At 39.2% G+C, this 14,655-nt stretch carries 17 protein-coding genes; 15 read left to right on the forward strand and 2 right to left on the reverse strand.

Going from position 1 to position 14,655, the window contains the following annotated elements; translation table 11 throughout:
• Positions 1-220 precede the first annotated feature (220 nt).
• The 13 genes from AAEZ18_RS03475 (at position 221) to AAEZ18_RS03535 (ending at position 10,989) form a co-directional block, all read left to right on the forward strand.
• Positions 221-3,013 (forward strand): monovalent cation/H+ antiporter subunit A, encoded by a 2,793-nt coding sequence (locus AAEZ18_RS03475; protein ID WP_011327693.1) that lies wholly within the window; start codon positions 221-223, stop codon positions 3,011-3,013.
• On the forward strand, positions 3,013-3,360 hold the full coding sequence (locus AAEZ18_RS03480; protein WP_011327694.1) for a Na+/H+ antiporter subunit C: 348 nt from the start codon (positions 3,013-3,015) through the stop codon (positions 3,358-3,360). Before AAEZ18_RS03475 ends, AAEZ18_RS03480 begins: the two co-directional genes overlap by 1 nt.
• Positions 3,357-4,874, forward strand: a complete 1,518-nt coding sequence (locus tag AAEZ18_RS03485; RefSeq protein ID WP_011327695.1) for a monovalent cation/H+ antiporter subunit D — start codon at positions 3,357-3,359, stop codon at positions 4,872-4,874. Before AAEZ18_RS03480 ends, AAEZ18_RS03485 begins: the two co-directional genes overlap by 4 nt.
• Positions 4,874-5,410 carry a Na+/H+ antiporter subunit E gene (locus AAEZ18_RS03490; protein ID WP_011327696.1) on the forward strand — a complete coding sequence of 179 codons (537 nt, stop codon included), beginning with the start codon at positions 4,874-4,876 and terminating at the stop codon, positions 5,408-5,410. Before AAEZ18_RS03485 ends, AAEZ18_RS03490 begins: the two co-directional genes overlap by 1 nt.
• Complete coding sequence (locus AAEZ18_RS03495; protein ID WP_011327697.1) at positions 5,404-5,673, forward strand: K+/H+ antiporter subunit F; 270 nt, start codon at positions 5,404-5,406, stop codon at positions 5,671-5,673. The genes AAEZ18_RS03490 and AAEZ18_RS03495 overlap by 7 nt, the downstream gene beginning before the upstream one ends.
• A gap of 9 nt (positions 5,674-5,682) precedes the next feature.
• Positions 5,683-6,012: a Na+/H+ antiporter subunit G gene (locus AAEZ18_RS03500; RefSeq protein ID WP_011327698.1), complete on the forward strand. Its 330-nt coding sequence runs from the start codon at positions 5,683-5,685 to the stop codon at positions 6,010-6,012.
• A gap of 184 nt (positions 6,013-6,196) precedes the next feature.
• Positions 6,197-6,631 (forward strand): MerR family transcriptional regulator, encoded by a 435-nt coding sequence (locus tag AAEZ18_RS03505; RefSeq protein ID WP_179808057.1) that lies wholly within the window; start codon positions 6,197-6,199, stop codon positions 6,629-6,631.
• Entirely contained in the window at positions 6,631-8,877 is a 2,247-nt protein-coding gene (locus AAEZ18_RS03510; protein WP_086998339.1) for a heavy metal translocating P-type ATPase, read from the forward strand. Before AAEZ18_RS03505 ends, AAEZ18_RS03510 begins: the two co-directional genes overlap by 1 nt.
• A gap of 30 nt (positions 8,878-8,907) precedes the next feature.
• Complete coding sequence (locus AAEZ18_RS03515) at positions 8,908-9,261, forward strand: cupredoxin domain-containing protein (protein WP_011327701.1); 354 nt, start codon at positions 8,908-8,910, stop codon at positions 9,259-9,261.
• A gap of 72 nt (positions 9,262-9,333) precedes the next feature.
• Positions 9,334-9,549, forward strand: coding sequence for a TIGR02450 family Trp-rich protein (locus AAEZ18_RS03520; protein ID WP_011327702.1), 216 nt, complete (start codon positions 9,334-9,336; stop codon positions 9,547-9,549).
• Positions 9,550-10,103: 554 nt separating this feature from the next.
• On the forward strand, positions 10,104-10,316 hold the full coding sequence (locus AAEZ18_RS03525; protein ID WP_011327703.1) for an EF-hand domain-containing protein: 213 nt from the start codon (positions 10,104-10,106) through the stop codon (positions 10,314-10,316).
• A 149-nt stretch (positions 10,317-10,465) separates the two neighbouring features.
• A complete protein-coding gene (locus AAEZ18_RS03530; protein WP_011327704.1) occupies positions 10,466-10,678 on the forward strand; it encodes an EF-hand domain-containing protein in 213 nt (70 codons plus the stop codon).
• Positions 10,679-10,773: 95 nt separating this feature from the next.
• Complete coding sequence (locus AAEZ18_RS03535; protein WP_011327705.1) at positions 10,774-10,989, forward strand: EF-hand domain-containing protein; 216 nt, start codon at positions 10,774-10,776, stop codon at positions 10,987-10,989.
• Between the two features lie 87 nt (positions 10,990-11,076).
• Here AAEZ18_RS03535 and AAEZ18_RS03540 read toward each other — a convergent pair whose 3' ends face one another.
• Together AAEZ18_RS03540 and AAEZ18_RS03545 are read right to left on the reverse strand one after the other, a co-directional pair.
• Positions 11,077-12,690 carry a M28 family metallopeptidase gene (locus AAEZ18_RS03540; RefSeq protein ID WP_350593800.1) on the reverse strand — a complete coding sequence of 538 codons (1,614 nt, stop codon included), beginning with the start codon at positions 12,688-12,690 and terminating at the stop codon, positions 11,077-11,079.
• 291 nt (positions 12,691-12,981) lie between these two features.
• Positions 12,982-13,221: an RNA recognition motif domain-containing protein gene (locus AAEZ18_RS03545; protein WP_011327707.1), complete on the reverse strand. Its 240-nt coding sequence runs from the start codon at positions 13,219-13,221 to the stop codon at positions 12,982-12,984.
• A gap of 267 nt (positions 13,222-13,488) precedes the next feature.
• Here AAEZ18_RS03545 and AAEZ18_RS03550 point away from each other — a divergent pair, with 267 nt between their 5' ends.
• Together AAEZ18_RS03550 and AAEZ18_RS03555 are read left to right on the forward strand one after the other, a co-directional pair.
• A complete protein-coding gene (locus AAEZ18_RS03550; protein WP_157696001.1) occupies positions 13,489-13,800 on the forward strand; it encodes a YdcF family protein in 312 nt (103 codons plus the stop codon).
• A gap of 134 nt (positions 13,801-13,934) precedes the next feature.
• Entirely contained in the window at positions 13,935-14,654 is a 720-nt protein-coding gene (locus AAEZ18_RS03555; protein ID WP_086998357.1) for a hypothetical protein, read from the forward strand.
• The last annotated feature ends 1 nt before the right edge of the window (position 14,655 follow it).

The raw sequence follows: 14,655 nt of genomic DNA on the forward strand, positions 1-14,655 counted from the left end.
AACATAGTTGATATTGTTGCATTAATTTATATATAAATTTGCTTGATAATTATGCAGCTAGAGGCGCTTTCTATAGACAAAAACGGCGTTTATCAGTATAACTATACGTATTAATGCTGTTAAAAAAGCAGACCACAAAAGCTAATGCCCAAGTCACTTTGGTAATTAACTATAACGAATAGCGTATTGATAAATTTATGATTTTAAAAGGTCCTTTACTATGACTTTGCTCTGGATACCCCTGCTATCCTTAATTGGCAGTGTTATTTCTGCATTTACAGGCAAACTAACGCGAAACCAAGCGACAAGCTTAACTATGCTTGCACCATTAATCGCACTTTGCATAACTCTATATCATGCGCCTGCGGTACTTGCCGGTGAAACTATTCGTTTTAGTGCTGCTTGGATCCCAAGTTTAGGGCTCGATTTCTCCCTGCGCTTAGACGGTCTAAGTTTACTGTTTATATTTATGATTTTGGGCATAGGCTTATTGGTTATTTTATATTCTCGTTATTATTTAAGTAATAACGACTCAATGGCAAAGCTATATAGCTACTTAATGTTATTTATGACCGCAATGCTTGGCATTGTTATGTCTAATAATGTTATTCAGCTATGGGTGTTTTGGGAATTAACCAGTATAAGTTCGTTTTTATTAATTAGTTATTGGTGGCATAAGTCAGAGGCGCGCAAGGGCGCACGTATGGCGCTTACAGTTACCGGAGCCGGTGGTTTAGCGCTGCTTGGTGGGTTACTGATAATTGGCGACATTGTTGGCAGTTATAACCTAGATATAATTTTAGCCAGCAGAGCAATTATTCAATCGCACGATCTATATGAGCTTGCACTGGTTTTAGTGTTATTAGGTGCATTTACTAAATCGGCCCAATTTCCGTTTCATTTTTGGCTACCTCATGCCATGGCAGCGCCAACACCTGTGAGCGCCTATTTACATTCGGCGACCATGGTTAAAGCGGGTATCTTTTTGTTAGCGCGTTTTTATCCGGCCTTAGCGGGCACCGAAATGTGGTTTATATTAGTTGCCTTAACAGGTTTAATTACTTTGTTATTTGGCGCATACGTGGCTTTATTTAAGCATGATTTAAAAGGTTTATTAGCGTATTCAACGATAAGTCATTTAGGTTTAATTACGCTATTGCTTGGCCTAGATACCGAACTTGCTACTGTTGCCGCTATTTTTCATATTATTAATCACGCCACCTTTAAAGCGTCACTGTTTATGGCCACTGGTATTATTGACCATGAAACAGGTACGCGCGATATGCGTAAACTCAATGGTATGTGGCGCTTTATGCCCTACACAGCAACGCTTGCTATGGTTGCCGCTGCAGCAATGGCGGGTGTCCCTTTGCTTAATGGCTTTATTTCAAAAGAAATGTTTTTTGCCGAAACACTGCATCAGCAAGTACTTGGCTCTATGTCGTGGTTAATCCCAGTTTTAGCAACCATTGCGGGGGCATTTGCCGTGGCTTATTCGGCGCGCTTTATCCACGATGTGTTTTTTAATGGCGACCCAATAGATTTACCGCGTACGCCACACGAGCCGCCTCGTTATATGCGCGTACCCATCGAAATATTAGTGGTGTTGTGTTTACTTGTTGGCATGTTTCCGCACTTTGTAGTTGATGGTATTTTATCGGCAGCCTCATTAGCAGTACTGGGCAAAGCAATGCCAGAGTATCAGCTGAGCATTTGGCATGGCTTTAATTTACCGTTATTAATGAGTGCCATGGCAGTTGCTGGCGGCTTATTTATTTATGTTAACCGTAAACACCTGTTTCAATTTCAAGCGTCTTTACCGCCGCTAAACGCTAAAAAAATGTTTGATCATTTAGTACAATGCGTTATTGATTGGAGCCAAGATAAAATAAACAAAACAGAAAATGGCTCACTGCAACGTTATGTATTTATTATGTTGGGCGTTATTTTATTAGCTGCTGGTTGGCCGTTATTCGAAATGCAAAAATTAGCGGGAAGTGTGCCAAATACACCGGTTGATTTACACAACGGCATAGGTGCTAGCTTGTTAATTGTAGGTGCCATTGCCACAGTGATAAGCCATAGATCGCGTATGGTCGCTTTGTTAATGGTATCTATTGTGGGATTAATGGTAGCTGTGGTGTTTACCCGCTTTTCGGCACCAGACTTAGCCTTAACGCAATTAACGGTAGAAGTGGCAACAATAATACTACTTATGTTGGCATTGTTTTTCTTACCGCAAAGCACCCCAAGAGAATCAAGCTCATTGCGTATATTACGTGATTTAAGTATTGCCTCGACAGTGGGCGTTGTTATAGCCAGTATTTGTTACGCTTTGCTTACTCGTCCGCTTGATTCTATTTCTGACTTTTTTATTGCCAATGCCAAAACCGGTGGTGGCGGTACCAATGTAGTTAACGTTATTTTAGTTGATTTTAGGGGCTTTGATACGCTGGGCGAAATTACCGTATTAGGTATTGCAGCACTAGGGATTTTTAAGCTTTTATCGCGAATTCCATTGTTTATGCCTGCAACCGACAGTGATGGCCGTTCATGGGCACGCGAGCGCCACCCTATTTTATTAGCCAGTATTTCGCAAAGCTTACTCCCGCTTGCACTGTTAGTGTCGGCTTATATTTTCTTACGTGGTCATAATTTGCCGGGCGGCGGCTTCATTGCCGGGCTTGTTACTTCTATTGCCTTTATTTTGCAGTATATGGCACATGGCTCTACTTGGATCAGTGAGCGCTTTGATGTTAATTACCGAAAAATTATTGCCTCGGGTATCGCTATTGCTATGTTCACGGGTGTGGGTAGCTGGTTTTTTGATAAGCCATTTTTAACCACGTGGTTTGACTATTTTGACATTCCATTTATTGGTAAAACAGAGTTAGCAAGTGCCATTGTATTTGACCTTGGTGTGTACTTAACCGTAGTGGGTGCCACATTGATGATATTAGCAAGCTTAGGTGATATGACCACAAGTGCAGAGCAAAAAGAAGGTGATGTTTAATGGAGTTATTATACGCGTCGTGCGTGGGTGTATTAATTAGTTGCGGTGTGTTTTTACTGCTAAGAGCACGTACTTTTCCAGTTGTGCTTGGTCTAACTATGATTTCTTACGCAGTTAACTTGTTTTTATTTTCATCGGGTCGACTAACCACAAATAAAGCTGTTGTATTAGGTACAGGTGCAGATTACGCCGATCCACTGCCGCAAGCTTTAGTGTTAACAGCCATTGTAATTGGTTTTGCAATGACCGCCTTTGTGGTTATATTAGCAATACGTGGCCGTGCAGATTTAGGTAATGACCATGTTGATGGTCACCTTGTTAAAAGTAAGTACAAGGTGAAAAAATGATTCAGCATTTAACATCGCTTCCTGTATTGCTGCCTATGCTAGCAGCTATTATTTTACTATTACCACCGTGTGGTAAAAACTTATTTGCCCGTCGTTTGGCTTCAGGCGTAATGGCCATTATTACATTTGTAGTGAGTGTTTTATTACTGATAACCGTACACAACGAAGGTATTAACGTATACGCAATAGGTAACTGGTCAGCACCATTTGGTATTGTACTTGTTGCAGATATGCTCTCTAGCTTGTTGGTAACACTTACTTCATTTTTAGGCGTAATGGTTGTGCTGTACGGATGTGCAGGCGATGATGAACACGGCAGTTTTTTTCATCCACTAATTCACTTTTTAATTTTAGGTGTAAATGGTGCATTTTTAACTGGCGATTTATTTAACGTATTTGTATTTTTTGAAGTGCTGCTTATTGCCTCTTATGCCTTGCTTATGCACGGTGGTGGCAAGCAAAAAACTAAAGCTGCATTGCACTATGTTATTTTAAACTTAGTAGGTTCGAGTGCGTTTTTAATTGGTTTAGGTATTTTATACGGTGTACTAGGCACGCTAAATATTGCCGATATGGCGCAAAAAATATCTTTACTTACTGGCGACGATGTTTATTTAGCTAAAGCCGGTGGACTATTGTTATTAGTAGTATTTGCTTTAAAAAGTGCGTTGTTGCCACTACATTTATGGTTACCAAATACCTATTCAAGTGCCGCCCCAGTTGTTGCTGCGCTATTTGCGATTATGACCAAAGTTGGTGTGTACGCCATGCTACGCGTTTATACCGTTATGTTTGGTGAGCAAGCTGGCGAACTTGAACACATGGCGCAAACTTGGTTATGGGGCTTAGCAATTGCAACGATAGTTGTAGGGGCCATAGGGGTATTAGCCGCTCAGGATTTACGTAAGATCACTGCCAATTTAGTACTGGTGTCGGTGGGTACTTTGGTGGCTTTAGTGTCGTTACAAAACATAAACGCTACGGCGGCCTTGCTATATTATTTAGTACACTCAACTTTGGTATGTGCTGCTTTATTTTTACTCGCCGATATAATTTCTATTCAACGCGGTAAAGTTGGCGACAGATTGGTAGCAGGTAGAGTGGTAAAACAGCCGTTTTTATTAGGTACGTTATTTATTATTGCAGCATTAACTGTAATAGGCATGCCGCCATTTTCAGGCTTTGTAGGCAAAATTTGGATTTTAAAAACAACACTCAATAGTGAAAATGCACTTGTATTTTGGCCTGCTTACTTAATTACCAGTTTAGTGTTAATTATTGCACTAGCACGCGCCGGAACTAGTTTGTTTTGGGAAGGTAAGTACACAGGTAGTGAGCCAAATGACGCACCAAACGCGCATCCATTGCAAGTAATTGCTATTGTGGGGTTACTTATTTGCTCAGTAATGCTAGTTGTTTTTGGTGGTGCTATTAGTGAGTACACCATAAAGGCCGCAACCCAATTACACGACATAAGTGGTGGTATTAATGCCGTGCTTAAAGGAGGTGTTTAATGCGACTAAAAGCACGTTTTAGATTGTTACCTACGCCATTTCGTAGTGTATTTTTATTTATAGTATGGCTGTTATTAAATAATAGTGTGTCTGCAGGGCACTTGGTATTAGCGGCTATATTTGCGATTGTTATTCCGTTATTTACTATATCGTTTCGCGATCCTCAGCCATTAATTTTAAGGCCCGGATTAGCCTTTAAACAAGTTTTTATTGTACTGTACGATATAATAGTGGCCAACTTACAAGTGGCTGTATTAATACTTGGGCCAAGTAAAAACATGCGCCCAGCATTTGTTAAAGTACCCGTAGATTTAACCCATGAAATGCCGATTACTATTTTGGCAAGCTGCGTGTCACTCACACCTGGCACTGTGAGCGCTGAGGTATATCCTATTTTAGAATCACTTAATAAAGGTGAGCAACCAAAACAGCGTTATTTGCTTATTCATGTACTTGATCTTAAAGACGAGCAAGCACTTATTAAACAAATAAAAGAGCGTTATGAGGCTCCCTTAAAGGAGATATTTCAATGTTAGAAACCGTATTATTAATTGTATTTAGCATGATTGGATTAGCGCTACTATTAAATTTATGGCGTTTGGTAATTGGTCCATCGGTTCCCGATCGTATTTTAGCGCTCGATACTATGTATATAAACGTGATTGCGCTGATTATTTTATACAGTATAAGTATGAGCACGGGGTTGTACTTTGAAGCGGCTTTATTAATTGCAATGCTTGGCTTTATAAGCACAGTAGCATTATGTAAGTATTTACTTCGCGGCGATATAATCGAATAAGGTATAGCAATGATCAGTGAATGGATAGTATCAATATTATTATTACTAGGTGGCGTGTTTATTTTAATTGGCTCAATAGGCTTAGTTAAACTGCCTGATTTTTTTATGCGCTTACATGGCCCAACTAAAGCAACTACCCTAGGTATGGCGAACATTTTAACTGCCGCTATGGTGTACTTTGCAAATACCGAACATGGCGTGAGTGTTAAAGAAGTACTTATTACTATATTTTTATTAATTACCGCACCGATTAGTGGGTATATGTTAATTAAAGCAGCCATTCATCATAAGCTCAAACCAAAAGATGGCACCAAAGGGCTTGATAATATTGAAGATTAATATTATTTATAAATGCATTTAGCGTGTAACTACCCTAGATATATTTAACTACAATAAAGCCGGATAAAGTTAATTTATTCGGCTTTGTTGTTTTTAAAGTATTTAAGTTGACCTATGTGTGACACATAGGTTTACACTACAGGTATGAATTTAGCTTTAAACTATGAATTATCACGGAGGAGCTATGTACGTTAAACAACTTGCCAATAAAATGAGCGTTACACCCGACACTATTCGCCATTACACGCGAATGCAGTTGCTCAAACCAGTCCGTAGTGTAAGTAACGGTTATCAAGAATATACAAAAACTGATCAACAGCGTTTAAAGTTTATAATCAATGCTCGTCAGTTGGGCTTTTCTGTTAAAGATATTCAGCACATTATTACTGAGTCGGAGCAAGGAAACTGCCCATGCCCATTAACACGAAAACTAATAGTTAAACGCTTAGCCGAAACCGAAGCTCTTTTTCAAGAAACGCTTAAGCTGCGCACACGAATGCAAGCGGCAGTTAAGCAGTGGCAAAGTTCTCCCGATGGCGCAACTAGCGCTGATATATGTAGTTTAATAGAGTCATTTGTTGACCCCATTAGCACTGAAGAAAATAACCCGGAGGCGTAATGAGTAATAATATTAACAGCAGCTCACAAAACTTTATTATTGAAGGGGCTAATTGTGGCAGCTGCGTAGCAAAAATAGAAAAAGCGCTAAAAACAGTATCGGGTGCACAGCGAGTAGAAATGAACTTTGCACAACGCACCGTACAAGTGGAAGGGCAAGCGGATGAAGCGGCGCTTATTGCAGCGGTAGAAAACATTGGCTATAAAGCAAAGCCCATGAGTAATGACTCAGAGCAAGATGCGCTCGATGAAAAAGCCAAAGCCGATGACGCGCATTATAAAAAATTAATGCGCAATATGATATTAGCGTTAGGCGTAGGTGCACCATTAATGCTTTATGGGCTTATTTTCGATATGAACGTAATAACCACGACTCAACGTATAGCTTGGTTTATTGTGGGTTTAGCCACGTTGGCAGTGATGGCCGTAGCCGGTAAGCAATTTTACAATGGCGCATGGCAAGCATTTAAAAACCATGCCGCCAATATGGATACGCTTATAGCGCTGGGAACCGGTACTGCTTGGTTATATTCTATGGTAGTCGTTATTACCCCTAACCTACTACCAGAGGTGGCAAGGCATGTGTACTTTGAAGCCTCAGCAATGATCATTGGTTTAATAAGCTTAGGCCTAGCATTAGAAGTAAAAGCACGCGGGCGCACCTCTGAGGCTATAAAGCGTTTAATAGGGCTGCAACCAAAAACAGCACGTGTTATTCGCGACGGGCAAGAGCGCGATATTGATATTAGCGACGTAGTAAAAAGTGATCAGGTACGAGTGCGCCCGGGCGAAAAAATATCAGTAGATGGCGAAGTGCTTGAAGGCAGTAGTAGTGTTGACGAATCAATGCTAACGGGTGAGCCTATGCCGGTTACTAAACAAATAGGCGATACGGTAGTCGCTGGTAGTATTAATAAAACCGGAACATTATTATTCAAAGCGACCCATATAGGCAGCGAAACAACACTCGCCAATATTATTAATATGGTAAAGCGGGCACAAAACTCAAAGCCGTCAATTGGTCGTTTAGCAGATGTTATTTCGGGTATTTTTGTTCCCACGGTAATGATAATAGCAATACTTGCTGGGCTTGCCTGGTTAAACTTTGGCCCTGAGCCAGCAATTGCTTATGCGGTAGTTGCTGTCACTACAGTGCTTATTATTGCTTGTCCGTGTGCGCTTGGTTTAGCAACGCCAATGTCGGTAATGGTGGGCATAGGTAAAGCTGCTGAGTCGGGAATACTGATCCGCAACGGTGAGGCACTACAAGTAACTTCTAAAATTACCACCATGATTTTAGATAAAACTGGCACCATTACCCAAGGATCGCCAACGGTAACCGATGTTATTACCTTTAATAACAGCGATGAAAACACAGTAATGCAGCACGTTGCTAGCCTAGAGAGTAGTTCAGAGCATCCATTAGCCGAGGCCATAATAAGTTATGCTAAAGCGCTAAACTTAACGCTGAGTAAAGTAACTGACTTTGATGCACTTACCGGTAAAGGAGTAATAGGGACACTTGATGGACAAACGCTGTTGTTTGGTAATAAGGCCTTAATGGATAAATACCATGTTGCAATTGACGATGCGTACGAGCAGGCACAAACATTGGCAAGTGAAGCAAAAACCCCAATGTATTTTGCAGTTAATCAACAGCTACAGGCTATTATTGCTGTAGCAGATCCTATTAAAGCAGACTCAGCTGCAGCAATTAAGCGGTTGCAAAATAAAGGCATTCACTTAGTCATGCTCACAGGTGATAACCAAGCAACAGCGCAAGCAGTTGCTAAAAAAGTAGGAATAAAGGACTTTATTGCAGAAGTACTCCCTGACGACAAAGTAAATGAAGTTATAAAACGCCAAGCAAAGGGCGAAATAGTGGGTATGACGGGCGATGGCATTAACGATGCACCGGCACTAGCACAAGCCGATGTTGGCTTTGCGATTGGCACAGGCACTGATATAGCCATAGAAAGTGGCGACATAACCCTAATGCGCGGATCGTTACACGGCCTTGCAGATGCAATTGCAGTAAGTAGCGCGACCATTTTAAATATTAAGCAAAATCTATTTGGTGCCTTTATTTATAATGTGGCGGGTATTCCAATTGCTGCTGGGTTGTTATATCCATTTTTTGGATTATTGCTTAACCCAGTAGTAGCAGGGGCTGCTATGGCACTATCATCGCTAACGGTTGTTAGTAACGCCAATAGATTACGCTTTTTTAAACCAGCAAAATCATAAGCCAAAGCCTTTAATTTAGGAGTAATAATTATGTTGATGATTAATATATTAGGCGCATTACTCATAATTGCGATTGTGTACTGGTTTTGGCTTTTTAAGCCAAAGCAAGTGCAAAGTAACGACAATAAGGTAGTTATAGTGGTTGATAACGGTATATACCAGCCGGCGCAAATTAAAGTTGTTGCAGGTAAAGAGTTAACACTTAACTTCGATCGCCAAGATAGTGCACCATGTAGCGAAACAGTCATATTTCCACAGCTTGATATAAGTAAAACCCTCGTAATGGGCGATGCTAATACCTTAAAAATACCCGAGCTTAAAGTAGGTGAGTACGACTTTCACTGCCAAATGCAAATGTATAAAGGTAAGCTAATAGTGCAGTAATAGTTGAGCTAAACGTATTGTTAGCGCGTATTGGCTTATCATATTTACAGCTTGGTTGGACTTTGCAATTTTATGAATAAACTAAACCCTAAAAAGCTACTTAATAGTAAGTGGACTGCAGTACCTGCAATCAATAAAGAAAAACACTTTATTATTATAGAGGTTGAGTACGATGAGGATAGCAACGTGATTGCGTGCGTTACTGAGGCAATAATTTCAAAAAGCCAATACCCAATTAGTTGGCGAGATTTAAAAAACGCACAAAATTGGTTACAAGGCTGGAAATAACAACTAATTCCACTTCTCGTAAAAATAATAAAGCCGCTGCATTAAGATTATGTAGCGGTTTTTTGTTTCAATTCACTGTTAATCACATCCTAATGTGCACTGCATTCGCCAAATGGCGACAAAAAGTATCATTTACTTTAAAACACTTCATAAATGCTGAATTAATAAAATCAATTATAAAAAGCTATTAAATTTCAATGCCTTATTGTTTGTTTTTTATTTAATAATTTATAAAAAGTAAATTGTTCATGGTGGGTTTATTACAAAATCAACTTAAAGCAGCCAGTAGTGGCTTATTTGCGCTGTGTTGTGTCTTTTTTATTAAAGTTAACCTTATGATTTTTAAGCTTTAATTATTTAACATCAAACAGCTGTTGCTAAAAAGCAACAAAAAATCATTATAAAACACCCTCAAACGGCTTAAATAAGTATAAGTAACTGTTTTTATTGTGATTTAAAAACATGGCACCGAAGTTGTAATACCTAAGCTGTATTGAGCAAAACAAGATTAAAGTTAAACAGCTTAAATCATAACCCAATGAAGGAATTACATTATGAAAACATTTAAATCAACACTGGTACTAATGGCTTTAGCTTCTTCATCAGCGGCTTTTGCAGCAACAGATTTTGACACACTCGATGTAGATGGTAATGGTGCAATTAGCCAAGCAGAAGCGTCGGTAGATGCAGAGCTTATGAGTAAATTTACTGAGCTTGATACTGACCAAAATGGTGAGTTATCTAAAGAAGAATTTTCTAAGGCATAAGCCTCAAGCCCTACAACACAATTAATATTCTGAGTTGCCAAAGACAACCTAAATAGGCAAGGGAGCCTTTGATAAAGAATAATAAGGAAATTCAAGTGTTCACGGGAAAGTTAATACATTTATATTACATAGACTTGAAGGATTAAATTATGAAAAAGTTACAATCAACACTGGTTTTAATGGCATTAGCGTCTTCATCTGCAGTATTTGCAGGCACCGACTTTGAAACACTTGATGTAGATAGCAGTGGCACAATTAGCCAAGCCGAAGCGTCGGTTGCTGCTGAGTTAATGGAGCAATTTGCAGAGCTTGACGTTGATGGCAACGGTGAGCTTTCTAAAGAAGAATTTGCTGAGTATTAATTTTCAGCACATTAATTTACAGAATATGGATTTTTGAAAAGGATTTTCACTTTATTATTTTTTATTAAACAGGCTTTAAGCTTAAGGATAACACAATGAAAACATTACATAAGACATTAGCACTAATCGCACTAGCATCATCTTCAGCGGCATTTGCAGCAGTAGACTTCGACTCATTTGATACAGATGGCGACGGCGTTATTAGCCAAACAGAAGCGCAGGCAAACCCGCAGCTTGCACAAATATTTGATGAATTAGATGCAGATGGTAATGGTGAACTTTCTAAAGAAGAGTTTGCAGCAGTTCAATAATGCTACCCATTTCTAACTAAATAATGATAATACGTACTAAAAAGCAGCCAATTGGCTGCTTTTTTATGTGTGTTTAAAACGCAATTGCTAGCGCTTATCTTGCTCACGTTTTGTTTTAAAGTCAGACTCTGCTTTCCACTTTGGCCAATCGTTGCTGTTAGCCAGCTGTGTGGCTATATTAATGATCAGTTGGCTATCTTGCTCTACACCACCAAGCGACCAGTCGGTAGAGTAATCATCGGCTTCTTTGTGGTACTTATGAGTAATGTAATCAGGGTCGGTATCACCAAGGCTCATAAATAATAAACTGGGCACACCTTGCTTAGAAAGCGAAAAGTGATCAGAGCGAAAAAATAAACCATTTTGCGGGCGAGGATCCATTTTTACCGTTCGACCTTGTGCCTTAGCGGCCTTGGCTAAGTAATCTTCCATTTCAGAAAGCCCTTTACCATACTGTAAAACATAGTCAGTAGCGTCAAGTACGTTCATGCCATCAATATTTAATAAGCCAACCATTTGTTTAGTTGGGATCACCGCACCAGATGCAAATTCTTCTGAGCCAATTAGGCCAGTTTCTTCTGCGGTAAAATTGGCAAAAATGATCGAGCGTTTAAATGGCGTTTGTTGATGCATTTTACTCATTACTCTGGCAATTTCGAGCGTGGCGGCTGTACCTGATGCGTTATCTACCGCACCATTATAAATTTTAGGCCCGCTATCTGTTTGTTTAGTGCCAAAGTGATCCCAATGCGCACTAATTACAACGTATTCGTCTGGCAGTTCGCTACCGGTAAGTTGTGCTACTACGTTATGCGATTTTGCATGCGATACTTCATTTTTAAAAGCCAGGTTGGCTTTTACATTAAGCGGCAGCGCTTTAAAGTCAGCATTTAAAGCCTGTTGTTTTAATTGCTGATAGTTAAGGTTTGCAGCATTAAATAAGCGCTCGGTAGCCTCAAGGTGTAACCATCCCATAACGGGAAGTTTTGAGGTGTTGTTGGTGTCATCAATTAGCGTATATTTAGTACCCGTATTTGAGCTCTCTACCACGCTCCACGGGTAAGCTGCTGGTGCAGTTTCGTGCACTATAAGAACGGCAGCAGCACCTTGACGAGCCGCTTCTTCGTACTTGTAAGTCCAACGACCGTAGTAGGTCATAGCATTACCGGTAAACAGGCTGTCGTCTTGAGTTGCAAAGCCAGGATCGTTAACTAACACCACCACGGTTTTGCCTGTTACATCAAGATTTTTATAATCGTTCCAGTTATATTCTGGTGCATTAATACCATAGCCTACATATACCACGTCAGAATTACGCACTTCAATAACGCTTTGTAGCTGCTCGGTACGGGCAGTAAAGTCTTTACCTGCACTAAAAGTGAGCTCACCAATAGTTAATTGCATATTTTGATCAGCAGTTACTTTTGCCATTTTCACCGGTTGTAAGTACTTATCGTTATAAGCACCGCTTAAACCAAACGCTTGGTATTGCTTAGTTAAATAACCAATCGTTTTTACTTCACCGGCTGTAAGGGGGCCACGACCTTCAAATTCGTCTGAGGCGAGTGTTTTAATGTGCTGCTTAATATTATTAATACTAAGTTCTTGGGAATTCTCAAGTTTAGTTGTGTCTGCAGCTTGCTCTGAGCAACCTATGAGCGTTAGAAATAAAAAAAGGCTGGTTGTTTTTATAATTGTCATAATAACTGAGGGTAGGTAATACATAGCTCGACTATATACAGCGAACTTTAAAGTGTCTATACAGGATATAATTTTATAGACTTAAGTTTTAGCTGTTGCACAATATTGAACTTTGAACTTTGAACTTTGAACTTTGAACTTAGAACTTAGAACTTAGAACTTAGGAGGGGGAGCAAGGAGCAAAAATTAGTTGTGGCAGTGTTATAAATGTAGGCTAAATTAATACTGCCCTAATAATAAAACACATCTGTGTTTATAATATTAAGGGCAATAATAGCCGCGGCTAACTAATTAAGCATCTGCCAATTTAACGCGGATTTTGCTTTTATCAACAGTTGCTTGGTTAAGGGCTTTAATTGCACCTTTAACTTCTATGTCGTTTGGCATTTCAACAAAGGCAAAACCTTTAGATTGGCCAGTTTCTTTATCAAGTACTAAGTTACAGGTAGTCACTTTACCGTGCTCTGCAAATAAAGTACGAAGGTCATGCTCAGAAGTAGCACGAGATAAGTTGCGAACTAATAGTTTCATAATGAACCATGTTTTAAAAATAACTACCGCGATTGTCTCAAGTAAAAGCCGATTGACCTAACGATAAATTGCGATCAGTAAAAATAGTTTAAACTTAATAGCTTCGTTTTGTGGTGAAGGACGACTAAATGAATGCGGTAATTATAGTTTTAGGTGCGGCCAACAGTAGTGACAGCCGTTTATCAGTAATAGCGAAAATCCGATGCGCTCAGTCATATCAAGCATATTTGCATAATCCCAAGGCTAAAATATTATGCACAGGAGGTTTTGGCGTGCATTTTAATACCACTGATTGCGCGCATGAACGATACACTAAATAATTATTTTATTGAGCTTGGAATACCTACAGTTGTATTTTTAGATATTCCATTAAGCCGCTTTACCTTTGAGAATGCTCTACTGGCTAAACCTATTTTAGCGAGTGCTAATATCAGCCATGCAATTTTGTTCAGCTCGGAGTTTCATATGCAGCGTGCGCATTATATATTTAACCATGTTCTACCAACATTAAATCTAACTTTAGTCAGTACTAAGGCACCATTACCAGGTATTAAATTATCGCAGTTGTATGGCCATTAATATGTAGTAATGATTAGAGAGGAGGAAAATATTCGGCAGTTTATTTTACCTAAGTTACCAACACTGGCCATACAAGCAACTAAAGCAAGATAGTAACCTGCCGATAGCTAGTAATAACGAACAAGGAAAATGATATGAAAGTTAATTCAAATGATACTAATTTAGCATCGCAGTTTATATCGAACGGTTCAGAAGTAAAAGTTAATAAACCTGCAAATGGTAAAGAGCAATTAAATAGTGAAATGGAGCGACTAGCTAAGGATATATATCATAAAGATCAGCCTAAAGAGCCAGAGCCGACTTATAATAAGTCAATGAAAATAATAACAAATAATGTTGTATCAACAAGGGAAGCAGAAGAAAAAGCGTTAAATAATATTCGAATAGCTACTGTTAATCTTTATATGCCGGGTGGTGAAGTTTCTAACTCGGTTGAAAAAATGTTTACTCAGTATGACAATATTATGACTGAAATAGCGGCTGGACAACCATCATTAGCGAATAAAGATTGGGGTATATCAATCAGTCAATTAGGTGAGCTAGAAGTTACAGGTTCAATTAGTGATAAAGAGAAAAGTCTTATATCTGAAAAATTAAATGGCAACGGGGATTTTGTGGCCGCAGCTAACGAGTTTAAATCGAGCTTTCTAGGGCATATTGACTTGGGAGTTAGGGGGTGGTCAAGTTACGACGTAAACGAAGATAATTTCTCCAAAATATTTGACTTAAAAGAAATCCTGGATAATTCGCAAGGCGGAGAAAGCTTTAAGCAGGCTTGGAATAAGGACTTTAGTTGGCTCGAGTTAAACGATAATATTTCATTTCAGCTTAGAAGAAAAGCAATTAAAAATTAAA

The organism is Pseudoalteromonas sp. 19-MNA-CIBAN-0066 (assembly GCF_040308705.1).
In the GTDB taxonomy this organism is placed as follows: Bacteria; Pseudomonadota; Gammaproteobacteria; order Enterobacterales; family Alteromonadaceae; genus Pseudoalteromonas; species Pseudoalteromonas nigrifaciens.